The sequence below is a fragment of the Klebsiella sp. CSG-1 genome (genome assembly GCF_056521145.1).
Map to the genome: position 1 here is coordinate 261,753 of NZ_JBWNLD010000005.1, position 22,363 is coordinate 284,115.

Below are 22,363 nucleotides of genomic sequence, written 5' to 3' on the forward strand. Positions count from 1 at the left end.
CATTTCATGGAGAATCCGCACTGCAACTCAGGCGTTTTTGTGAAAGGAATCCCCATCTCTCATCCAGGCCTTCGGGCACCACCGACCAGACCGGGTAAAAAATAAATAAAGGCCTGGCGGATATATGCAAACAACATCACATTTGGAGCAGAATAATGAGTATTTCCTTGAAAAAGTCAGGGATGCTGAAGCTTGGTCTGAGCCTGGTCGCCCTGACCGTTGCAGCAAGCGTTCAGGCTAAGACCCTGGTTTATTGTTCTGAAGGTTCGCCGGAAGGCTTTAACCCACAGCTATTCACTTCTGGTACAACCTATGACGCCAGCTCGGTGCCCATCTATAACCGCCTGGTTGAATTCAAAACCGGTACTACGGAAGTGATTCCGGGGCTGGCGGAAAAATGGGAAGTGAGTGAGGACGGCAAAATCTATACGTTCCACCTGCGTCAGGGCGTGAAGTGGCAGGATAATAAAGACTTTAAACCTACTCGCGACCTGAATGCCGACGACGTTGTATTCTCGTTCGATCGCCAGAAAAACGCGCAAAACCCGTACCATAAAGTGTCCGGCGGCAGCTATGAATACTTCGAAGGGATGGGCCTGCCTGACCTGATTAGCGAAGTGAAGAAAGTCGACGATAAAACCGTCCAGTTTGTGCTGACTCGCCCGGAAGCGCCGTTCCTCGCTGACCTGGCGATGGACTTCGCCTCTATTCTGTCGAAAGAGTATGCCGACAACATGCTGAAAGCCGGTTCGCCGGAAAAAGTGGACCTGAACCCAATCGGTACCGGTCCGTTCCAGCTGCTGCAGTATCAAAAAGACTCCCGTATTCTCTATAAAGCCTTCCCGGGCTACTGGGGCACCAAGCCGAAGATCGATCGCCTGGTCTTCTCCATTACGCCTGATGCTTCCGTGCGCTATGCCAAACTGCAGAAGAATGAGTGCCAGGTGATGCCGTACCCGAACCCGGCCGACATCGCGCGCATGAAAGAAGATAAGAGCATTAACCTGCTGGAACAGCCGGGCCTGAACGTCGGCTATCTCTCCTTCAACACCGAGAAGAAACCGCTGGATAACGTGAAGGTCCGCCAGGCGTTGACCTATGCGGTAAATAAAGAAGCGATTATCAAAGCCGTTTACCAGGGCGCAGGTCAGTCCGCGAAAAACCTGATTCCACCGACCATGTGGGGCTATAACGACGACGTTAAAGACTACACTTACGATCCGGAAAAAGCGAAAGCGCTGCTGAAAGAAGCCGGGATGGAAAAAGGCTTCTCCATCGATCTGTGGGCAATGCCGGTACAGCGTCCGTACAACCCGAACGCGCGCCGTATGGCTGAGATGATCCAGGCTGACTGGGCCAAAATTGGCGTCCAGGCCAAGATCGTCACCTACGAGTGGGGCGAATATCTGAAGCGTGCGAAAGCAGGCGAGCACCAGACCGTGATGATGGGCTGGACCGGCGACAACGGGGATCCGGATAACTTCTTCGCCACCCTGTTCAGCTGCGCGGCTGCAAAAGACGGCTCGAACTACTCTCGCTGGTGCTACAAACCGTTTGAAGATCTGATTCAGCCGGCACGAGCCACCGACGACCACAACAAACGTATCGAGCTCTACAAGCAGGCTCAGGTGGTGATGCATGACCAGGCTCCGGCGCTGATCGTCGCTCACTCCACCGTCTATGAGCCAGTGCGTAAAGAAGTCAAAGGCTACGTGGTCGATCCATTAGGCAAGCACCACTTCGATAACGTCTCTGTCGAATAATAAACAGTATGTTCCCCCTCTCCCCGCCTTGGGGAGAGGGAATTGACATTTGTGAGCAATACAGACGTCCGGTCACCAGGCGGGGCGTCACTATAGAGAATCCGGGTTATGTTGCAGTTCATCCTCCGACGTTTGGGACTTGTCATCCCGACCTTTATCGGTATTACCCTTCTCACCTTTGCCTTTGTGCATATGATTCCCGGTGACCCGGTGATGATTATGGCGGGCGAACGTGGTATCTCCCCTGAACGTCACGCTCAGCTGCTGGCTGAAATGGGCCTTGATAAGCCGATGTGGCAGCAGTATGCCCACTATATCTGGGGTGTATTGCATGGGGATTTAGGCATCTCGCTGAAAAGCCGTATTCCCGTGTGGCAGGAGTTCGTGCCGCGCTTTAAAGCCACGCTGGAACTGGGCGTGTGCGCGATGATTTTCGCCGTTATCGTCGGTATTCCGGTGGGCGTGCTGGCGGCGGTCAAACGCGGTTCTATCTTCGATCACACCTCCGTCGGCCTTGCGCTGACCGGCTATTCCATGCCGATCTTCTGGTGGGGAATGATGTTGATCATGCTGGTTTCGGTCCAGCTCAACCTGACGCCAGTCTCCGGACGTATCAGCGATACCGTGTTTCTTGACGATACCCTGCCGCTGACCGGTTTTATGCTCATCGATACCGCTATCTGGGGCGAGCCGGGCGATTTTATTGATGCCTTAATGCACATGATTCTGCCAGCCGTGGTGCTGGGCACCATTCCGCTGGCCGTTATCGTACGTATGACCCGCTCCTCGATGCTGGAAGTACTGGGCGAAGATTACATTCGCACCGCGCGCGCCAAGGGGCTGACCCGGATGCGCGTCATCGTGGTCCACGCGCTGCGTAACGCTATGCTGCCGGTGGTCACGGTGATTGGGCTACAGGTAGGGACGCTGCTGGCGGGCGCTATTTTGACCGAAACCATCTTCTCCTGGCCTGGTTTAGGGCGCTGGCTGATCGATGCGCTGCAACGCCGTGATTACCCGGTGGTTCAGGGTGGGGTACTGCTGGTGGCGACGATGATTATCCTCGTCAACCTGCTGGTCGATCTGCTGTACGGCGTGGTGAACCCGCGTATTCGGCATAAGAAGTAAGGGGCCATCATGTCACAAATTACTGAAAATAAAGTTGTCGCCGCACCGGTGCCAATGACCCCTTTGCAGGAGTTCTGGCACTATTTCAAACGCAATAAAGGGGCGGTTGTCGGCCTGGTGTACGTGGCGATTATGATTATCATCGCCGTGTTCGCTAACTTCCTCGCCCCCTATAACCCGGCGGATCAGTTCCGCGACGTGCTGCTGGCGCCGCCGGCCTGGCAGGACGGGGGAAGTTTTGCGCATCTGCTGGGGACCGATGACGTGGGCCGCGATATTCTGTCGCGACTGATGTACGGCGCGCGTTTATCGCTGCTGGTTGGCTGTCTGGTTGTGGTGCTGTCGCTGATTCTCGGCGTGGTACTGGGCCTGATTGCCGGCTACTTCGGCGGGGTGATTGACTCCATCATTATGCGTGTTGTCGATATTATGCTGGCGTTGCCGAGCCTGCTGCTGGCGCTGGTGCTGGTGGCTATCTTCGGCCCCTCGATCGTCAACGCTTCGCTGGCGCTCACCTTTGTCGCCCTGCCGCACTACGTGCGATTGACCCGTGCGGCGGTGCTGGTGGAAGTGAACCGCGACTACGTCACCGCTTCACGGGTGGCAGGAGCGGGGGCAATACGTCAGATGTTCATCAACATTCTTCCTAACTGCCTTGCTCCGCTGATTGTTCAGGCGTCGCTCGGTTTTTCTAACGCCATTCTCGATATGGCCGCTCTTGGCTTCCTTGGCATGGGTGCGCAGCCGCCGACACCGGAGTGGGGTACGATGCTCTCCGACGTGTTGCAGTTCGCGCAGAGTGCCTGGTGGGTCGTCACCTTCCCGGGTGTCGCGATTCTGCTGACGGTGCTGGCATTTAACCTGATGGGTGACGGTCTGCGTGACGCGCTCGATCCCAAACTGAAGCAGTAAGAGGTTCGAGATGGCGTTATTGAATGTTGATAAATTATCGGTGCACTTCGGCGACGAAGGGACACCGTTTCGCGCGGTAGACCGCGTGAGTTACAGCGTGAATCAGGGTGAAGTGGTTGGCATTGTCGGCGAGTCCGGCTCCGGTAAATCGGTCAGCTCACTGGCGATCATGGGGCTGATTGATTATCCCGGCCGGGTGATGGCGGATAAGCTGGAATTTAATGGCCGCGATCTGAAGCGTATTTCAGAAAAAGAGCGCCGCCAGCTGGTGGGGGCGGAAGTGGCGATGATCTTCCAGGACCCGATGACCAGCCTGAATCCGTGTTACACCGTCGGCTACCAGATAATGGAAGCCATTAAAGTACATCAGGGCGGAAATAAGAAAACCCGTATCCAGCGGGCGATCGATCTGCTGACGCTGGTTGGCATTCCTGACCCGGCATCGCGTCTTGATGTCTATCCGCATCAGCTTTCCGGTGGGATGAGCCAGCGCGTGATGATCGCCATGGCGATTGCCTGCCGACCAAAGCTGCTGATTGCGGATGAACCGACCACCGCGCTGGATGTGACCATCCAGGCGCAGATCATTGAGCTGCTGCTGGAGTTGCAGCAAAAAGAGAACATGGCACTGGTCCTGATCACCCACGATCTGGCGCTGGTGGCCGAGGCGGCACACAAAATTATTGTGATGTATGCCGGTCAGGTTGTGGAGACGGGCGATGCGAAGGATATCTTCCGCGCGCCGCGCCATCCGTATACTCAGGCGCTGCTGCGCGCGCTGCCGGAGTTTGCCCAGGATAAAGCGCGGCTGGCGTCGCTGCCGGGCGTAGTGCCAGGGAAATATGACCGCCCCAACGGCTGTCTGTTAAACCCGCGCTGCCCCTATGCCACGGATAAGTGCCGCAGCGAGGAGCCTGAGCTGAACCGCGTCGACGGCGCCCGTCAGTCGAAATGCCACTACCCACTGGATGATGCCGGGAGGCCTACGCTATGAGTACCCATGAGGCCACCACGCAACAGTTCTTGTTGCAGGCCATTGATCTGAAAAAATATTACCCGGTGAAGAAGGGGCTGTTTGCTCCGGAAAGGCTGGTTAAGGCGCTGGACGGGGTCTCGTTTACCCTCGAACGCGGGAAAACGCTGGCGGTGGTCGGCGAGTCCGGCTGCGGCAAATCAACGCTGGGCCGTCTGCTGACGATGATTGAGATCCCGACCGGTGGCGAGCTTTACTATCAGGGCCAGGATTTATTAAAGCCAGACGCCACGGCGCAAAAGCTGCGTCGGCAGAAAATCCAGATTGTGTTCCAGAACCCCTACGGCTCGCTGAATCCGCGTAAGAAAGTGGGGCAGATTCTGGAAGAACCGTTGCAGATCAACACCTCGCTGAGCAAAGAACAGCGCCGTGAAAAAGCGCTGGCGATGATGGCGAAGGTCGGGCTGAAAACGGAGCATTACGATCGCTATCCGCACATGTTCTCCGGCGGTCAGCGGCAGCGTATCGCGATTGCCCGTGGTCTGATGCTGGACCCGGACGTGGTGATTGCCGATGAACCCGTCTCCGCGCTGGACGTGTCGGTTCGTGCGCAGGTGCTGAACCTGATGATGGATCTGCAGCAGGATATGGGGCTGTCGTATGTGTTCATCTCCCATGACCTGTCGGTCGTGGAGCACATTGCGGATGAAGTGATGGTGATGTATCTCGGCCGCTGCGTGGAGAAAGGGTCCAAGGATCAGATCTTCAACAATCCGCAGCACCCGTATACCCAGGCCCTGCTGTCGGCCACGCCACGCCTGAACCCGGACGATCGTCGCGAACGTATTAAGCTGACCGGCGAACTGCCGAGCCCGTTGAATCCGCCGCCGGGCTGCGCTTTTAACGCCCGCTGCCGCCGTCGTTTCGGTCCGTGCACCCAGCTGCAGCCACAGTTGAAAGATTACCGGGGTCAGTTGGTCGCCTGTTTTGCCGTTGACCAGGATGAAAACCAGCAAAAACCGCTCGCCTGATGTTCCCTGCTGCTGTCGAAGGAGCCAAAACTTTCGGCAGCAGCCGCTTATTATGCCCAGAGAAGAGTCAGGCTTGAGAAAGTACCTGGCCGATATTTTTCGGCTTAAATAATTTATTTGACCTATTTATACAACGATATAAAAAGTCTAAAATATATTCCATCACGCGGCAGAGTTATTTTGTTCTGCGCATTATCTAAAGATCAATTAGAGAAAAAACGGGTTATTTTAAGGGTGCGCTGGGCTCAGCTTTGCTGGGATCATGGGACCTCCTAAAAAATGGAGCTATCATTTCTTATAATAAATGATAGGGTAACTACAAAATTATCAGTGATTTACGCCACCTTGACCAATACTCCTCTACAACGTCATTGTATTGTTGGTCATTCTGACCAACTTAAGTTGATGAAAAACAATAAAATAAACTATGCTCTAAAGGCGTAGTATCAAAATAAAAACAGCTAAAATATTATTTTTTAGAATCATGAGGTTATCCATGAACCATTATGATGATTTGCAGCGCTTCAAGGAAAAGACTCGTACGCAAAGTCTCGATTTTAAGGACCTTTCATCACACGCAGCCGCCAGGGAACAGGGCGATTGGGTTATTCTCAATCAGCTCTCGCCTGGGGAAGAAAAAGAATCCTCTCTGGCCATGGGAGGATCGGTATCGTTACCGATACCGCAGCCGGTCCCTACGGATATGTTTCATTGGGTCGAGGCACAACCCGCGCACCCGCCGCTGCCATCATCACCTGTAGCCCCGGCTCCGGTAATGCCGCCGCCTGTCTCCGTCTCAGCCCCACATGACCCCCTTTCGGTTGCAGAAAATACGCGGGTAGCGGAACCTGCGCCGGCAATGGCCGTCCCCCTTGCGCCAGCTCCAGCCGTCGCGCCAGCACCACCGGTAGCGGTTCGCCCGGCCGTGCCGTCTGTGCAGGCGGCGGAAGGCTATGCTCATTTATTTGCGGCAAAAGCCGTTGAACCGGTGGCGAAAAATAAAGATCAGCCGCTGAAATCACTTTTAGAAAGGATTGCGACATGCCGTTGATCTGCGTGTGTTCTCCCAAAGGCGGCGTAGGAAAAACGACCCTCGCGGCAAATCTGGCCTATTCATTAGCTCGCGCAGGCAGCAAAGTCCTGGCGATCGATTTTGACGTGCAAAATGCGCTGCGTCTGCATTTTGGCGTCCCTCTGAGCGATGAGCGCGGCTATGTCGCGAAAGCGCTGGAGCTTCATGACTGGAGCCAGTGCGTACTGAGCGCGGGCAGCAATATTTTTGTCCTGCCGTATGGCGATGTTAGCGAGGCGCAGCATCAGGCTTTTGACCAACACCTTGTCAGCGACGCCCATTTCCTCACCCGTGGGCTGGCGGCATTATTGAATTATCCCGGGTTGATTATCATCGCCGACCTGCCTCCCGGCCCTTCACCGGCGCTGACGGCATTAACGCCGCTGGCCGATCTGCACCTGGTGCCGCTGCTGGCGGATACCGCCTCGATGTCGACGCTGTCGCACGTGGAAAAGCAGCGTTTAACCGGCGGTAAGCTTAACCACAAACTTGGGCACTTTTTCGTGCTGAATCAGAGCGATAACCGCCGTCAGGTCAGCCGTGACGTCACTGCTCTGATGGAGGATAAACTGGGCGATCGTCTGTTGGGTATTATTCATCGCGATGAGAGCGTCGTTGAAGCGAATGCTTCCCAGAAGTCGATTCTCGACTTTAGCTCTTCCTCTGCAGCCGCCTTTGATATTGAAATCATGGCAAAAAAAATCTCTGCGCTGTTGGGTATTAAAATTGGCGACGGCACGGTGCACAGCCAGCCTCGTATGTCAGGGCTTTAACTTATTGCAGGGCTGCTGAATGAAAAAGTCTCTTTTCTGGTTGCTGGCACTGGTGCTATCGCCGATTGCCGTTCTGGTCATTATTACGCCGATGGACAGCCAAAAGCAGTATCTTTTTGGTCTGCTAAGCATCGGTATTCTGTTCTTAATGGGCTTTAGCAAAAAGCGCAGTATTTCGGTCATTATGGTCGTGACTTCGCTGCTGATGTCTACCCGCTATATGTATTTTCGCCTGACGCAGACCCTGCATTTTAACTCCACTATTGAGACGGTGCTGGGGATGGGGCTGTTTCTGGCGGAAGTCTATATCTGGGTGATGCTGCTGCTGAACTATCTGCAAACGGTCTGGCCGCTGAAGCGAGAAATCGTCCCGCTGCCGGATGATATGAGCACATGGCCGACGGTCGATATTTATATTCCCAGCTATAACGAACCGCTGGAAGTGGTGCGTGATACCGTGTTGGCTGCGCAGTGTATCGATTACCCGGCGGATAAAATGAAAATTTATCTGCTGGACGATGGCAAACGCAGCGAGTTTGCGGTGTTCGCCGCCGATGTCGGCGTTGGCTATATCACCCGTAATGATAATAAACACGCCAAAGCGGGTAACCTGAACCACGCGATGACCCTGACTCATGGGGAGCTGATTTGCGTTTTCGACTGTGACCACGTGGCGACCCGCGTGTTCCTGCAGGCGACGGTCGGCGGCTTCCTCAAAGACCCGATGCTGGCGCTGGTGCAGACCCCGCACTATTTTTATTCGCCGGACCCGTTTGAACGCAACCTCTCCGTCGGCCGCAATATCCCCAATGAAGGGATGCTGTTCTATGGTCCGATTCAGCAGGGCAACGATAACTGGAACGCGACCTTCTTCTGCGGTTCCTGCGCCGTGATTCGTCGTAAAGCGCTGGACGATATCGGTGGTTTTGCCGTAGAAACTGTGACCGAAGATGCGCACACCGCGCTTAAATTTCAGCGCCTGGGCTGGAAATCATCGTTTCTCGATATCCCACTGGCTGCGGGTTTAGCCACCGAACGTTTGGTCGTGCACGTCATTCAGCGTACCCGCTGGGCGCGTGGGATGACGCAAATTTTCCGCCTCGATAACCCGCTACTGGGCCGCGGGCTGACCTTCCAGCAGCGCCTGTGTTATCTCAGCGCCATGCTCTACTATCAGTTCGCCCTGCCACGGGTCGTGTTTGTCACCGCACCGTTAGCTTATCTGTTGTTTAACCTGAATATTATCTACTCCTCAGCGAGCCTGATTGTCTCGTATGCGCTACCGCATCTGTTCCTGGCGATTTATGTCGGCTCACGGATGAACGGTCGCTATCGCTACAGCTTCTGGGGGGAAATCTATGACATCGTGCTGGCATTCCACCTGGTGCTGCCGACGCTGGTGACGATGATCTTCCCCAAACGCGGTAAATTCAACGTGACCGACAAAGGGGGGCTGCTGGATGTGGGCTACTTCGACTTTACCGTCGTCAGGCCGCATCTGGTGGTGGCATGTTTGCTCGCGGTTGGCGTGATTGTCGGTATCGTCAGGGCCATTGGCCATGACTATTTCGGCTCGGATCCTAACGTTATCGCGCTGAACGTCGGCTGGGGGCTGTACAGCCTGATCTTCCTGCTGGCGGCGATTGCCGTTGCCCGGGAAACCCGCCAGGTGCGGAAAACGATCCGTATCGACGTCAATATTCCGGTGTTGATTCACTACGCCAGCGGCATCGTGTCGCGCAGCCACACCGCAGACCTGTCGATGGGCGGATGCCGCATCGCGGTCCCGGACGATCGTCATCTGCAGGATGAGATCGAAGAGATTGAACTGATTCTGCAATCTGGCGCGATTTGTATTCCGGCTGAACAGGTGACCGCGGACGAGAGCTTTATTCGCCTCAAGTTTGATGAAAATATTCCCCTCTCTTTGCGCCGTGAACTGGTGCGAGTGGTACTGGCGCGCGCCGATGCATGGATTAACCCGCCGCGCCCGCAGGACAACCCGTTCCGGTCATTTTTCACCATCTTACGCTGCGTGTTTGAACTGTTCTGGCTGAGCTGGAAAACACGACGCGGCCGTCGCCAGCAGAAACCTGTCGCGAGTAGCGCGCAGGAGGATGGGCAATTATGAAGCGATTAACCACGCTTGCGCTGCTGGCCGGCATGTTTTCCATACCGGTGCTGCACGGTGAAGAGGCGCCGGCCGATCGTTCTGCGCCGCTCAATTTCCCGTTACCGGGCGCGACCACGGGCGGCGTTCCCGCCGATGAATCCGCGTCGACCACCGGCGCGGATCCGTCGGCCACACCGGAGGTTCCGGTGATCCCAGAACCCTCTGCCGCGTCCGGGTCGTCGACCGCATCGACACCCACGACAGCAGAACCCGCGGCGGCGGATCCGGCCACCTCGCTTCCCGTCATGCCTCCACCGACCAATACGGCAATGCCGGATGTCGCGCCGTTAACATCGGTGGTCGGGGGCAGTCTGAATCTGGCTCAAATGGGGATGCCGGATGGCATTATCCTCAGCGGCGGTCAACAGCAGGGCGGTGCGGGTTTTACGCTGCCTTCGGACCAGGTGGTGACCCATGCAGAGCTGATGCTGGATGTTCAGGTCTCGCCGGATATGGCTGCTCGCAACGCCACGCTGCAATTGATGCTCAACGGCCAGCCTTTAGGCACGGTGCCGCTGGGCACCGACGGGGCGGACATTTCGCACTATCAGCTGGATATTCCTGCGGCGCTGATGGTCTCCAGCAACAATCTGAGCTTTAAAGTGAATGATGGCGACAACATGCAGTGCCAGCTCAATACGCATGACACGTCGGGCGTCACGATTTTACCGGCTTCGCGTTTTAACTGGGAAAGCCAGCCGCTGAATCTCAGCAATGATTTGAGTCACTTCCCGCGGCCATTCTTCGACAGCATGCAGATGACCCCGGCGGATATCGCGGTGGCCTACCCGGAGAAATCGGGAGCGGATATCTTCAGCGCCGCAGCGCTGCTCTCGTCGTGGCTGGGTATTCAGGCGGATTATCGCGGGATTGCTTTTAGCGCGCTGCGCGACCGCTTACCGGAGCGCCACGGCATTATTATCGGCCATCCGGGTGATCAGGTCGGCGGGCTGACGCTGCCGCAAACCGATAAACCGCTGCTGCAGATTGTCGATAACCCGGGTAACCCCACCTACAAACTGCTGTTGATCGTCGGGCAAAATGATGCGGCGCTGCGTGCGGCGGCCTGGCGGCTGACCCGCGGTAATATTGCCCCGCAGACCGCGAGTCTGAGCGTGGATCCGCAGGCGATCCCGATCGGCAAGCCGTACGATGCCCCGCGCTGGATCCCAACCGATCGGCCGGTAAAAATCAGCGAGCTGCTGCGAAAAGATCAGAGTATGACCGTAAACGGCGTCTGGCATGAACCGCTGCGCGTAGCTTTCCGCGCGGCGCCGGATCTCTATCTGTGGGACGGGGAAACGATTCCCTTGCAGATTGGCTACCGTTTCCCGTCGGAAAACTGGATTAATGAGGAGCAGTCGTTATTAAGCGTGACGCTCAATAACACGTTCCTGCACAACCTGCCGCTAAACAAGCAGGGGCCGCTGGAGAAATTATGGCGTTATCTGGGCGGCGATGTGCGTCAGGAGCGGTTTACCATTCCGCTGGCGCCGTATCTGATTTACGGCGATAACCAGCTGTCGCTCTATTTCAACGTGGTGCCGAAACAAAACGCCCCCTGTTCGGTGGTGCTCAATAACAATATCAAGAGCCGGATTACCGATGATTCGTGGATTGATTTGAGCAATACGCGACACTTCTCGCTGCTGCCCAATCTCTCCTATTTCGTCGGCGCTTCGTTCCCGTTCTCGCGGCTGGCGGACTATTCACAAACCACGCTGCTGCTGGCGGAAAAACCGTCGGAAACGCAGGTCGCCACGCTGTTAAACCTCGTGGCCCGCTCGGGGAATGCGACCGGCACGGCGCTGGCGAACAACCGGGTTGTTTTAGGCATCCCCAGCGGTGGAGCTGGCCTTCAGTATCTGCACGATCGCGATGTGCTGGCGGTCAGCGCCCTCGATCAGAAAACGTTTAACCAGCGCTTGTTGGAAGATTCTCCTTATTATCAGACGGATAATCAGCTGGGCGTGCGCGAGTCGGGACTGAGTTCAAAAGTACAGCGATGGCTGGCCGGCGACTGGACATCCGCCAGCCTGGATGCCGATCGCTATCTCTCCTCCAGCAGCGCCTGGCGCGGCTTTATTAGCTACCGTTCACCGTGGAACCCACGGCGGACGGTGGTGGTGGCGATGGCCAGCAACGATGATCAGCTGACGAAGCTGAAAAGCGACCTTGATTCACCGCGAATCAACGCCGGTATCCGCGGTGATACGGCGGTTATCACCAGTGATAATGGGGTTCGCAGCTTCCAGGTGAGCACGCCATACCCTGGCGGGCAGATGCCGTGGTACATGATGGCCGTTTGGTATGCCAACCAGCACTCCGGTCTGCTGGCGCTGCTGGGACTGCTGGCGACAACGATCATCGGCCTGGCGCTTACCGCCATGTTTAAACGCCATGCACGCAAGCGTCTGAGTTCGGGGGATAGCCAATGAAACGAGCCACTAAAATGAAGAGCAGGGCGACCCGCGGATTATCCACGTTTTGTCTGTCCGGCGCGCTGACCCTGGGCGCCCTCGGCGATGCCATGGCCGCGGGGAATGATGCCGCGCTGCAGGCGTTGTTTGCCCAGGCGAACTACTGGCATGAAAAATCGCACGATGAGCTGGCGATAGAGTCGCTACAGAAAGTTCTGCTGGTTGATGCCAACAACACGCAGGCCATGTATCTGATGGCGCTGTGGGCACAGCAGGGCGGCGACCTTCAGGCGGCGGCCCAGTGGCGGGCGCGCCTGGCGAAAGTGTCGCCAGAGAGCCCAAACCTGCAGGAGCTGGATAACGCTAAAAAAATGGCTCAGGTGCCGCAGGGGCAGCTGGGTCTGGCCAGACAGCAGGCGCGCAGCGGCAATATTCCGGCTGCGCTGACGACCTGGCGCAGCATGTTCAACGGCAACACGCCGCCGCCGGGGCTGGCTGGCGAGTACTACATGACCATGGCCAGCGACAAAGCGCTGTATCCTCAGGCGGTCAGCGAACTGCGTCAGTACGTGGCGCAGTATCCGCAGGAGAACGCCCCGCGCGTGGCTTTAGGCAAGGCGCTGACCTGGCGGGAAGATACCCGGCGGGAAGGGATTTCAATGCTGGAATCGATGGCCAGCGGCAGTAAAGATGCCGACAGCGGCCTGCGCCAGGCGCTGCTGTGGCTGGGGCCGCAGGAGGGCGATCGGGCGTTTTACGATACCTGGATGCAGCGTCACCCGCAGGATACCGAAGTACAGAATTACTATCGCCAGCGGATAAGCGGCCAGGCGCGTGGTCAGGGGTTCGTTAACCTCAATAGCGGTAATACCGCAGCGGCGAAGCAGCAGTTTGAACAAGTGCTGCAAACCAACCCGCAGGATGCGGACGCGCTGGCCGGGATGGGATATATCGCCCAGCGCAACGGTGACTTCCAGGCCGCATCGCAATATTTAAGCCGGGCGGCGGATCTCGGCGGTAATGATTCAGCGGCGCGCCGTCAGCAGGCGGCGGACGCGCTCTTCTATGGGCAGCTGGCGCAGGCTCAGCAGGCGTACAAGCAAGGCAATATTAGTCAGGCGCTGGCGCTCTCTGCTCCGCTGGCTCAGCAGAGCGGGACGCGTGGCTCATCGGCTAAACTGTTCCGTGCCGATGTATTGCGCCATAACAAAGATCTCCCTCAGGCCGAACAAACGCTGCGCTCGCTGCTCAGCGAGCAGCCGCAAAATGGCCCGGCGCGTGAGAACCTTTACTACATCCTGCGCGAGCAAAATAAAACGGCGGAAGCGCAGGCGATGTTACGCACGCTGCCGGAGAGTTTGCAGCAAAAGCTGCAGCCGCGCATCGTGACCGGTATGCCGGGAGATTCGCTACGTCGCCAGGCGCAGGAGCAGGTCAACAGCGGCAACGTCAGCGGCGCTATCGCGACATTGCGCCAGGGGGTCTCCCGCTACCCGGATGACGCCTGGATGCGCCTCGACTTAGCCCGGCTCCTGCAAAAATCCGGCAATGACAGCGAGGCCGCGTCAACGATGGCCGCCGCGTATCGTCCCGGCGTCAGCGGGTAAACTACAACCTGCAGCTGACCACCGCGCAAGACTATCTCGCCCAGGGCAACACGGTGGCGGCGTCCAATACCCTGAAAGCGATGTCGGCCACGCCGCCAAAATCACCGGCTGACGTGGGGAAACTGGCGCGATTGCTGGCGCAGAGCGGCGATGTTTCCACGGCGGTCACGCTGGTGCGCAACAATATCAGCGGCGGAATCACCGGGAACGCCGGCGACTATGCCGATCAGGTGGCGGTCCTCAACCAGGCGGGGCTGACCAATGAAGCGCAGACTCTGCTGTCGAACCCGCAGCTTCAGGCAAGCAGTACGCCAACGCAGCTGGCGAGCATCCGCAACGGCTACGTGATCAACGAAGCCGATCGACTGCGGGAGCAGGGCAACTATGCCGCGGCGTATGACAAGCTGATGGGGGCGATGCAAAGCGATCCGCAAAATACCGATCTGATGTTCGCGATGGCGCGTCTCTATCAAAGCGGCAAAATGAACAAAGAAGCCGGGGTGGTCTATGACTACCTGATGACCCGCGATACGCCGGATCAGGCGGCGCGCTCCGGCGCTATCGATGTTGCGCTGTCGGCCGGCGATAACGACCGGGCGGAACAGCTGGCCGGCGGATTGCGTCAGGACAATACGCCGGATCGCCTGCTGCTGCTGGCGCGCGTCGCGGAAGCGCAGGGACACCATCAGCAGGCTATGACGTATCTGCGCAGCGCGCGCGGCAAACTGCTGGGGCTGCAGAGCAGCAACAGCGCGCAAACGCCGACCGTTGGCGGTGTGCTGGCGGCGGATAACCCCTTTGTGGGCGTTTCCCGCACGCCGTCCACGACGCGAACGGCATCGGCTTACGGGCAATATATGCCGTGGCAGGTTGCCCAGGTGTCAACAGGCAGCGGAACCACGCTGCCCGGCATCCAACGTCCCGACCTGCCGGTGGAGACCGCGCAAACCCGCATGCTGCGCCAGGTCGATACCATGATGGAGTCGCTGCAGGATAAAACCGGCACCTGGCTGCAGGGGGGAATGGAGGTGCGTGGGCGCGACGGTGAATCCGGGACCAGTAAGCTGACCGAGATGAAAACGCCGCTGACCTGGTCCTCATCGCCGTTTGGCGACTCGCGTTTTGACTTTACCGTGACGCCGATTTCGCTGAATGCCGGCACCGCCAGCGGCGACGCCTGGCGGCGCTACGGCGCGAACCCGCTCTCCAATGCGGTTTCCAACATGATTTCCACTGCCACCAGCGAACAGGCGGCGATTGCGGCGATGACTGAGACGGAGCGTACGGCATACTTTGCCAGCAATCCGGGAGCCGAAGCCTTGAGTTCGCTGGGGACGCTGAATGCGGCAGACTTTAACGCCACGACCAGCAGCGGGATGGAGAATCTGGCGAAACTTGGCGCCTATGACTCCGGACAGGTCGCCAGCTATCTGGCTTCCTCCAGCCAGAAACCGAATGTCGATCAGACCAGCGGTTCGACGGATTCGCAGAAGGCAAATGGCGTCGAATTAGCCCTGGCGCTGAGCGGCGATGATTATCGCGTGGATATCGGCAGCACGCCGTTGGGTCAGGATCTCAACACCGTGGTCGGGGGCGTGAAATGGTCGCCGAAACTCACCAACTACCTGTCATTGATCTTCACCGGTGAGCGCCGTTCGCTGACCGACAGCCTGCTCTCTTACGTGGGGCTGAAAGACACCTACTCCGGGAAAACCTGGGGGCAGGTGACAAAAAATGGCGGAACCCTGCAGCTCAGCTATGACGATGGCGACGCCGGTTTTTACGTCGGCGGCGGTGGCTACAGCTACATTGGCAGCGACGTGGCCAGCAACACCAGTATCAACGCCAATGCCGGGGTTTATCTGCGACCTTACCATGATGAGTATCGCCAGCTGCAGGCCGGTTTGAGTATGAGCTACATGGATTACTCGAAGAACCTGAGCTACTTCACCTATGGTCAGGGGGGCTACTTCAGCCCGCAAAACTACGTGAGCGTTTCGCTGCCGGTTAACCTGACGGAGAAGTATGACAACTGGACCATGAAGCTTGGCGGCTCGGTGGGCTATCAATCCTATAGTCAGGATAAGAGCGCCTACTTCCCGACCAACTCCGAATGGCAGCAGACCCTGGAGACCGCGGTGGCCAATGGTTTTGCCAAAGAGGCGTACTATTCAGCGACCTCGAAAAGCGGCATTGGCTATACGCTGCGCGCCGGGGCGGATTATAAGGTGAACAAACAGATGACGCTGGGCGGCCAGATTGGCTACGACACCTTCGGTGATTACAACGAGAGTACCGCCGGTCTCTATATCCGCTATATGTTGGGAGATAACTGATCATGACGGACAAAAACAACGCGGAAGTCATGGCCTGGTTTCAACAGCAGCAAACCCCCGCGGGATGGTTTGATCTGCTGCTCATTATGATTGACGGGATGCTGAACAACGCCGGTGAGCTGGAGAGCCAGCCATTTTTACGCCAGATGGGAGAAGCGCTGGCCGATAACTATCCGCTGCCAGAGTCAGAAACAGTCGGACAGCTGGAGGCCAATATCAACCAGCTGCTCAGCCGCTTTCAGTGGGGCGTCGTCAGCGTGGAGGTGGGCGATGACGGCCTGCGCTTACGTCATCGCGCGCTGCCGGTGAGCCGTGACGATGCGCGCCGCGTACGCTGGTGCAATGCATTTTGTGCCATACTCGAGGGGCTTTATTCTCGCTGGCTACAGGGACAAGGGGGCGGTGCGCATGTGGTGTTACAGCGTGAGCGGCTGTTCTCAGTTTCCGATGTTCAGTTCCTCTACTTCCATCCATAACGGGTGAACATATGTCTTTGCGTGCTGTAATCGCAGTCATGGTGACGATGATGGTGCTGCCCCGCGCGTGGGCAGACGCCGCCTGGGAAAGCTATAAATCGCGTTTTATGATGGCGGACGGGCGCATTGTGGATACGGGCAACGGTAACGTTTCGCATACCGAAGGCCAGGGATTCGCGATGCTGCTGGCGGTCGCGAAAAACGATCGGCCGGCCTTCGACAAGCTATGGCAATGGACCGATAAAACGCTACGCAATAAAGACAACGGGCTCTTTTACTGGCGCTATAACCCCGTGGCGCCGGACCCTGTCGCCGATAAGAACGATGCCACCGACGGCGATACCCTGATTGCATGGGCGCTGCTGCGCGCACAGCAACAGTGGGGGGACAAATCCTACGGTAACGCGTCTGATGCCATTACCTCCTCGCTGCTGAAAAATACGGTGGTGACCTTTGCCGGATATCAGGTCATGATGCCGGGCGCCAAAGGGTTCAACCGCAACGACCATCTCAATCTTAACCCCTCCTACTTTATCTTCCCGGCATGGCAGGCGTTTGCCGCGCGTACGCATCTGATCGCCTGGCGTAAGCTGCAAAGCGATGGTCAGACGCTACTGGGTAAAATGGCATGGGGCAAAACCCAGCTCCCTACCGACTGGGTTGCGCTGAAAGCTGACGGTAAGATGGAGCCGGCGAAAGAGTGGCCGCCGCGGATGAGCTATGACGCGATTCGTATCCCGCTGTATCTCACCTGGGCCGATCCGCAGAGCCCTCTGCTGACGCCGTGGAAAAACTGGTTCCAGAGCTATCCGCGGCTGCAAACGCCCGCGTGGATTAACGTCAGCACCAATAACGTCTCCCCGTGGTTTATGACCGGCGGCCTGCTGGCGGTGCGCGATCTGACCATGGGCGAGACGGCGGAGGATCCGCAAATTACCGCCCAGGATGATTACTACTCCGCCAGCCTGAAACTGCTGGTCTGGCTGGCAGGGCGCGATCGGTAATGTTAGCGCCTTCGCCAGGCGCGCTCTGGCTTGCTGAAGGCGATATCGACAGCCGGAACGGCTCAGAACGGGATAATTTCGTCCTCGCGTAGAGTCAGGACTTCTACGCCGTCGGCGGTGACGGCCACGGTGTGTTCCCACTGCGCCGAGAGCTTCTTATCGCGGGTCACCACGGTCCAGCCATCCTTCTTGATTTTTGTCCGGCTATCGCCCTGGTTGACCATCGGTTCGATGGTAAAAACCATGCCCTCTCGCAGCACGGCGCCTTCACCCGGCTTGCCGTAGTGCAGCACCTGAGGCTCTTCATGCATCTCTTGCCCGACACCGTGACCGCAATACTCGCGTACGACGCTGTAGCCGTTGCTTTCAACATAGCTCTGAATCGCATGGCCGATATCACCCAGCGTGGCGCCGGGCCTGACAACCTTGATACCTTTCCACATCGCTTCATACGTTTTCTTCACCAGTCGACGGGCCAGCGGCGAAACGTCGCCGATTAAGTACATTTTGCTGGAGTCCGCAATCAGACCATCTTTTTCCAGCGTAATGTCGACGTTGACGATCGCGCCTGACTTCAGATGCTCCGTTTCTTTTGGCATACCGTGGCACACCACTTCATTCACCGAGGTATTTAAGACGAAAGGATAATCGTATTGCCCTTTGCTGGCCGGTCGGGAATGGAGCTGGTTGACGATAAACGCTTCCGCCAGGTTGTTGATCTCCATGGTGGTGATGCCGGGCTGAATATGCTTATCCAGCATGTCGAACACCGAGGCCAGCAGCGCGCCTGCCCGGCGCTGTCGGGCTAATTCGTCCGCCGTTTTAATGGGAATTGATGGCATTGATCACCTCCAGTAAACGATCGGATCCCGATTTAAGCATCATCATCTTGATTTGCTGGTGGTTAAGCTCCGGGTAGAGTTCGCTCATCATCCCAAGCCGAATCCAGTATTCCGCCTGAGCATTCACTGAGCGTGACATGGCCTTGCTGGCGTCGCGGATGTCGTCATGCAGCAGGTCGGAGATTTTTACGATTCCCATATATATGTTCCGTAATGATTCATATATATATCGTATAGCCCCAGGCGAACGCTGTCACGGCGTTTTTTGCCAGCGACGGTCGTCAGGAGTACGCCATCAGAGATAGCGACCCTGTGCGGTCGTTGGCGGTTTCACCGGGAGATTAGCGAGGAGGCGAGGGGCAGTTGACTACTGGCGCATCATGGCCGCAGGGAACGCCCCTGCGGCCATTGGCGGGGTTATTGCGGGTACGGTACCCAGCTTCCGCCGTTCAGCTGAACGTAAGGTTTCCCCTGGTACTGCAGAACGATGGCGTTGGCGTTTTCCGATACCGCGGCGCTTTGCGGCAGGTTGGCGGTGTACTGCTGCCAGTCCACGTTATCTTCGGTAAACATCTTGCCGTCCAGCGCGCGCACCACCAGCTCCGACACCGCCAGATAGCTGGTTGGCTGGTCGATAATCAGCGGAGCGCCCTGATGCGGTGCCTTCATGCCGAAAAATTTCACCGCCGTCGGTACGTTGGTAATGGACGGACTCGGGATATCACGCAGGCCGGAAACCTGCATTTTGTCGCCCTTCAGCGCGCCGCCATGCTCCGGTACGACCACGACCATCACTTTACGGCCCGATTTTTCCAGCGCGGTAAAGAAGCTGTCCAGCTCGTCGAAGAGTTTCTGCGCGCGAACTTTGTAATCCGCCGTTTTGCTCTGGCCCGGGAAGTGGTTGCCGTCGTGCAGCGGCAGAGTGTTATAGAAGGTGGCGTTGCGGGCGTTACCCTGCTTATTTTCGGTTTCCAGCCAGCGGTTGAGGGTCGCTAAGTCGTCATAGACCGGCGAGCCATCAAAAGCCTGCAGGCTGACCGGCAGCCCCGTTTGATCCATCAGCGGACTTTGCATCCCGCCTAAGCTGCGCACCTCTTTCAGGAAGTCGCCGAACAGGCCGTTGTGGCCGAGCATCAGCTGTTGGGTAAAGCCGAGTTTTGCCAGATTTTCGAACAGGTAACAGTCGCTGCCCGACGGTTGATAGAGGTTCGAATGCGACAGCTGGCCACAGCTTGCGCGCAGCAGTCGTACCGCCGCCGGGCCGCTGTAGGAGGTCGCCGAGTTAAAGTTTTTGAACACAATATCAAAATGCTTCCACAGCGGATGATCCATCAGCCCGGCGGCTTCGATATCGGACCATGATAGCGAGCAAATGTTGATAACCAGCAGGTCAAACGGCTGGGCATCGGCCGGCAGCTGATCCGGGAACGGCGTTTTGCGTTTCTGTTCTGAGGCGTAGAACGCGTTCAGCCAGTTGGTCAAATTCGCCGAGGTGGGCGGTTCGGTCTGGGCCGGAATATCGCCGCCGGCGGCCGAGGTGCTCGCCGGGGCCATCGTCGCGGTGGTAGTCTTCGCGGTGGTCGCCGCTGCCGTCGGTTGGCCCACGGGCCATAAGGTAAAGGCCGGAAGCAGTGGGCTGATCGCCAGCCACACCATAATCGCGGAGACCACCACCGTGACGCGCAGCCACTGGCTGATGAACATCCACAGTACCAGCAGCAGGAAGAAGGCGCCGACCATATTCCAGTTAATAAAGCGGGTGATCAGGTCCCAGATATAACCGGCGCTGAAGCCAGCAAGCTGTGAGCCCTGGCTGAAAATACTTTCCGGCCCCGGTAGCCAGGTATCATGCCAGAACAATCCGATGCCGATCGGAATAGCAATCCAGTGCCGCAGGCGGTGCAGTTTATATTTTGGCAGCGGGACCAGTAAAAACGCGAGAAAGACCAGGTTGAGCATGGGATGAAAATTAAGATATCCCGCCCAAAGCAGCGCAAACTTCACCAGGAAGTAAAAATTCCAACCGGCCAGGCCACGCCAGTATTGCCACAGCGGCAGCGGCGTCGCATTAGTTTTTGGATTCGTCATTTATTCAGTTTGCCTTGCTGAGTTGTTGCTTCCCGGCGTAATACGCCAGCCGGTTTGACATAACGAGGTTTAAAGAACATTAAGCGTAAGGTGGTGCGAATTCGGCGCTGATAATGGCGCGCCAGATATCCCAGCGGAAAAAACAGCAGGGCACACAGTACGATCAGCTGAAGAATATCACTGATGGACATCATGACGTTTTCTCCCTGTCGGTAGACAAACGATGCGGCTGCGGAATACGTCGCCAGCTGCGTCCGTCATGGGCCGCGTTAATGGGGGTGTTTTTCTCCATCGTAATAGGCAGCGGCGTGTTCCACTGCGCCGGCGAAATACCCCGCATCAGCCCAATTTCCGCCGTGATTTGTTTATCTTCAAACCAGACCATGCGGTTGGAAAAAATATCGCCGGTGGGCAACGGGAAAATATGGTTTAACGCGGTGTCCAGGTCGTTTACGCGACAAAACGACAGAAACAGCACTAATCGGTTGTTACCGATCGTCATGATATCGCCCATACGGTTCGGCCGGCACAGCGTCAGCGCTTGCTCGACGCGCAGCCCCGGCGCCGGGCGCAGCGCCACCATCACCCCTTTGCTGTCCGCAGGCAGCATGGTGTTGGCCATAATGTTATGTACCGCGGCGCAGAAATCTCCCCACTTTTGGTAGCCGCGTAGTTTAAGCGGCTGACTCCAGGTCAGCAGGGTGGCGAACTCTTCCGGAATATGGCGGGTGAACTTCTGTTTTTGCACGCTTTCCACTAACGTCAGGCAGCGGGAAAGCGGGGCGCTGAAGGGGATCACCATATTCGCGCCGCTGCTGAGTAGCAGTCGCTCATCGGTAGTTCGCAGGCTGGGTAGCTGTTCGCGGACGACAATTTTCAACGCGCTGCCGCGCTGCCGGCGCAGCGTGTGAATATAGCGACCCAGTTGCTCAATTTGTTCGTTCTGCGTCACGGAAAATAACAGCGTTGCCGCCTGCGCGGTGCGAGCGGCATTAAACACGCCGTCATTGGTATCAAACAGCGTCCAGTATTCAGACAGGGCAGGCGCCCCTTCCAGGACTCGCAGGTTACTCAGAACGACCTTCTCATCGCTGCGCGGCTGCACCGTGGCCTCTTCTTCTTCAGCCAGTCGCCAGCCGTCGTCATCTTGAATTACCGTCAGCTGCTGCTGGGCGCTCATTCCTTTTTCGCTGCCCCACCAGGCAATATCATACAGAAAACTATCGCCCTGATAACGAATGCTCGCCAGCCCGGAAAGCGCGCGATACTCGTGTAATAATGGCGAGAGTTGCTTGTCTATATCATTATCTGAATTAAGAATTAATAACGAACACTTATGGTATTTAGCCCATTGGTGAGATTTTTCAACCCATGCGCTTATTTTCTCACTTTTTATGTTTTTCCATGCATTTTCGGCGCACAGCAAAATAAAAAAGTAATTGGCCGGATCGATCGAGCAGAGTAAATCACGATGCATTTCTTCCAGCCCGGCCGTCAGGTCTGGCATGCTGAATAACGCCACTTTTTCCGGGCCGCGATCTTTTTTTAATGATATGATTTTATTTGGTTTCTCACCCATGACGATGGCGGCGACTTTACACTCTTTATCCTGGGCGGCCAGGGTTTGATTGAGCAGGCTTACCGCGTCAGGATAGCGATCGACGTTAAGCCACCACACGCCCCCGACGGGCATATGGCAGACCTCGTCCCATAATGATGAAATACCTAAAGTATAAACGATATTCACGTCGTTCCTCGTCAGCCC

15 protein-coding genes and 2 pseudogenes are annotated in these 22,363 nt (G+C 57.0%); 12 read left to right on the forward strand and 5 right to left on the reverse strand.

Going from position 1 to position 22,363, the window contains the following annotated elements; all coding sequences use genetic code 11:
- Positions 1-155: 155 nt before the first annotated feature.
- The 12 genes and pseudogenes from dppA (at position 156) to AC007G_RS14585 (ending at position 17,668) form a co-directional block, all read left to right on the forward strand.
- On the forward strand, positions 156-1,763 hold the full coding sequence (gene dppA / locus AC007G_RS14530; protein ID WP_032696973.1) for a dipeptide ABC transporter periplasmic-binding protein DppA: 1,608 nt from the start codon (positions 156-158) through the stop codon (positions 1,761-1,763).
- A 108-nt stretch (positions 1,764-1,871) separates the two neighbouring features.
- Positions 1,872-2,891 carry a dipeptide ABC transporter permease DppB gene (gene dppB, locus AC007G_RS14535; protein ID WP_032690324.1) on the forward strand — a complete coding sequence of 340 codons (1,020 nt, stop codon included), beginning with the start codon at positions 1,872-1,874 and terminating at the stop codon, positions 2,889-2,891.
- A gap of 9 nt (positions 2,892-2,900) precedes the next feature.
- A complete protein-coding gene (gene dppC, locus AC007G_RS14540) occupies positions 2,901-3,803 on the forward strand; it encodes a dipeptide ABC transporter permease DppC (RefSeq protein WP_032690325.1) in 903 nt (300 codons plus the stop codon).
- A 10-nt stretch (positions 3,804-3,813) separates the two neighbouring features.
- On the forward strand, positions 3,814-4,797 hold the full coding sequence (gene dppD, locus AC007G_RS14545; RefSeq protein ID WP_015585548.1) for a dipeptide ABC transporter ATP-binding protein: 984 nt from the start codon (positions 3,814-3,816) through the stop codon (positions 4,795-4,797).
- The gene (gene dppF / locus AC007G_RS14550; protein WP_032690326.1) at positions 4,794-5,807 is read left to right on the forward strand and encodes a dipeptide ABC transporter ATP-binding subunit DppF; all 1,014 of its coding nucleotides are present in this window, start codon (positions 4,794-4,796) and stop codon (positions 5,805-5,807) included. Before dppD ends, dppF begins: the two co-directional genes overlap by 4 nt.
- Before the next feature lie 496 nt (positions 5,808-6,303).
- On the forward strand, positions 6,304-6,858 hold the full coding sequence (gene bcsO, locus AC007G_RS14555) for a cellulose biosynthesis protein BcsO (protein WP_142630278.1): 555 nt from the start codon (positions 6,304-6,306) through the stop codon (positions 6,856-6,858).
- A gap of 1 nt (position 6,859) precedes the next feature.
- A pseudogene (locus AC007G_RS14560) lies at positions 6,860-7,652 on the forward strand (cellulose synthase operon protein YhjQ/BcsQ).
- A 19-nt stretch (positions 7,653-7,671) separates the two neighbouring features.
- A complete protein-coding gene (gene bcsA, locus AC007G_RS14565; protein ID WP_052135774.1) occupies positions 7,672-9,783 on the forward strand; it encodes a UDP-forming cellulose synthase catalytic subunit in 2,112 nt (703 codons plus the stop codon).
- A complete protein-coding gene (bcsB, locus tag AC007G_RS14570; RefSeq protein WP_479466617.1) occupies positions 9,780-12,263 on the forward strand; it encodes a cellulose biosynthesis cyclic di-GMP-binding regulatory protein BcsB in 2,484 nt (827 codons plus the stop codon). Before bcsA ends, bcsB begins: the two co-directional genes overlap by 4 nt.
- Positions 12,260-16,188: pseudogene (locus AC007G_RS14575) on the forward strand (cellulose biosynthesis protein BcsC). Before bcsB ends, AC007G_RS14575 begins: the two are co-directional and overlap by 4 nt.
- Positions 16,188-16,664, forward strand: coding sequence for a cellulose biosynthesis protein BcsD (gene bcsD / locus AC007G_RS14580; RefSeq protein ID WP_162180061.1), 477 nt, complete (start codon positions 16,188-16,190; stop codon positions 16,662-16,664). The pseudogene AC007G_RS14575 and the gene bcsD overlap by 1 nt, the downstream one beginning before the upstream one ends.
- Before the next feature lie 11 nt (positions 16,665-16,675).
- Positions 16,676-17,668 (forward strand): family 8 glycosyl hydrolase, encoded by a 993-nt coding sequence (locus AC007G_RS14585; RefSeq protein WP_142630282.1) that lies wholly within the window; start codon positions 16,676-16,678, stop codon positions 17,666-17,668.
- A 62-nt stretch (positions 17,669-17,730) separates the two neighbouring features.
- On the opposite strand, the gene map is transcribed toward AC007G_RS14585, so the two are convergent.
- The 5 genes from map to bcsE form a co-directional block, all read right to left on the reverse strand.
- Positions 17,731-18,510 carry a type I methionyl aminopeptidase gene (gene map, locus AC007G_RS14590; protein ID WP_032696968.1) on the reverse strand — a complete coding sequence of 260 codons (780 nt, stop codon included), beginning with the start codon at positions 18,508-18,510 and terminating at the stop codon, positions 17,731-17,733.
- Positions 18,491-18,709 (reverse strand): ParD-like family protein, encoded by a 219-nt coding sequence (locus AC007G_RS14595; protein ID WP_004868736.1) that lies wholly within the window; start codon positions 18,707-18,709, stop codon positions 18,491-18,493. The genes map and AC007G_RS14595 overlap by 20 nt, the downstream gene beginning before the upstream one ends.
- A 218-nt stretch (positions 18,710-18,927) precedes the next feature.
- Entirely contained in the window at positions 18,928-20,598 is a 1,671-nt protein-coding gene (gene bcsG, locus AC007G_RS14600) for a cellulose biosynthesis protein BcsG (RefSeq protein ID WP_032690334.1), read from the reverse strand.
- Positions 20,595-20,792, reverse strand: a complete 198-nt coding sequence (bcsF, locus tag AC007G_RS14605; RefSeq protein WP_032690335.1) for a cellulose biosynthesis protein BcsF — start codon at positions 20,790-20,792, stop codon at positions 20,595-20,597. The genes bcsG and bcsF overlap by 4 nt, the downstream gene beginning before the upstream one ends.
- Positions 20,789-22,345 carry a cellulose biosynthesis protein BcsE gene (gene bcsE / locus AC007G_RS14610; RefSeq protein WP_046853355.1) on the reverse strand — a complete coding sequence of 519 codons (1,557 nt, stop codon included), beginning with the start codon at positions 22,343-22,345 and terminating at the stop codon, positions 20,789-20,791. The genes bcsF and bcsE overlap by 4 nt, the downstream gene beginning before the upstream one ends.
- Positions 22,346-22,363 lie beyond the last annotated feature (18 nt).

Bases quoted from the DNA above. Each gene is read 5' to 3' on its own strand.
- AC007G_RS14595 (WP_004868736.1), bottom strand. From the start codon at position 18,709: ATGGGAATCGTAAAAATCTCCGACCTGCTGCATGACGACATCCGCGAC.
- AC007G_RS14585 (WP_142630282.1), top strand. From the start codon at position 16,676: ATGTCTTTGCGTGCTGTAATCGCAGTCATGGTGACGATGATGGTGCTG.
- bcsA (WP_052135774.1), top strand. From the start codon at position 7,672: ATGAAAAAGTCTCTTTTCTGGTTGCTGGCACTGGTGCTATCGCCGATT.
- bcsB (WP_479466617.1), top strand. From the start codon at position 9,780: ATGAAGCGATTAACCACGCTTGCGCTGCTGGCCGGCATGTTTTCCATA.
- dppC (WP_032690325.1), top strand. From the start codon at position 2,901: ATGTCACAAATTACTGAAAATAAAGTTGTCGCCGCACCGGTGCCAATG.
- map (WP_032696968.1), bottom strand. From the start codon at position 18,510: ATGCCATCAATTCCCATTAAAACGGCGGACGAATTAGCCCGACAGCGC.
- dppB (WP_032690324.1), top strand. From the start codon at position 1,872: ATGTTGCAGTTCATCCTCCGACGTTTGGGACTTGTCATCCCGACCTTT.
- dppD (WP_015585548.1), top strand. From the start codon at position 3,814: ATGGCGTTATTGAATGTTGATAAATTATCGGTGCACTTCGGCGACGAA.
- bcsO (WP_142630278.1), top strand. From the start codon at position 6,304: ATGAACCATTATGATGATTTGCAGCGCTTCAAGGAAAAGACTCGTACG.
- dppA (WP_032696973.1), top strand. From the start codon at position 156: ATGAGTATTTCCTTGAAAAAGTCAGGGATGCTGAAGCTTGGTCTGAGC.
- bcsG (WP_032690334.1), bottom strand. From the start codon at position 20,598: ATGACGAATCCAAAAACTAATGCGACGCCGCTGCCGCTGTGGCAATAC.
- bcsF (WP_032690335.1), bottom strand. From the start codon at position 20,792: ATGATGTCCATCAGTGATATTCTTCAGCTGATCGTACTGTGTGCCCTG.
- dppF (WP_032690326.1), top strand. From the start codon at position 4,794: ATGAGTACCCATGAGGCCACCACGCAACAGTTCTTGTTGCAGGCCATT.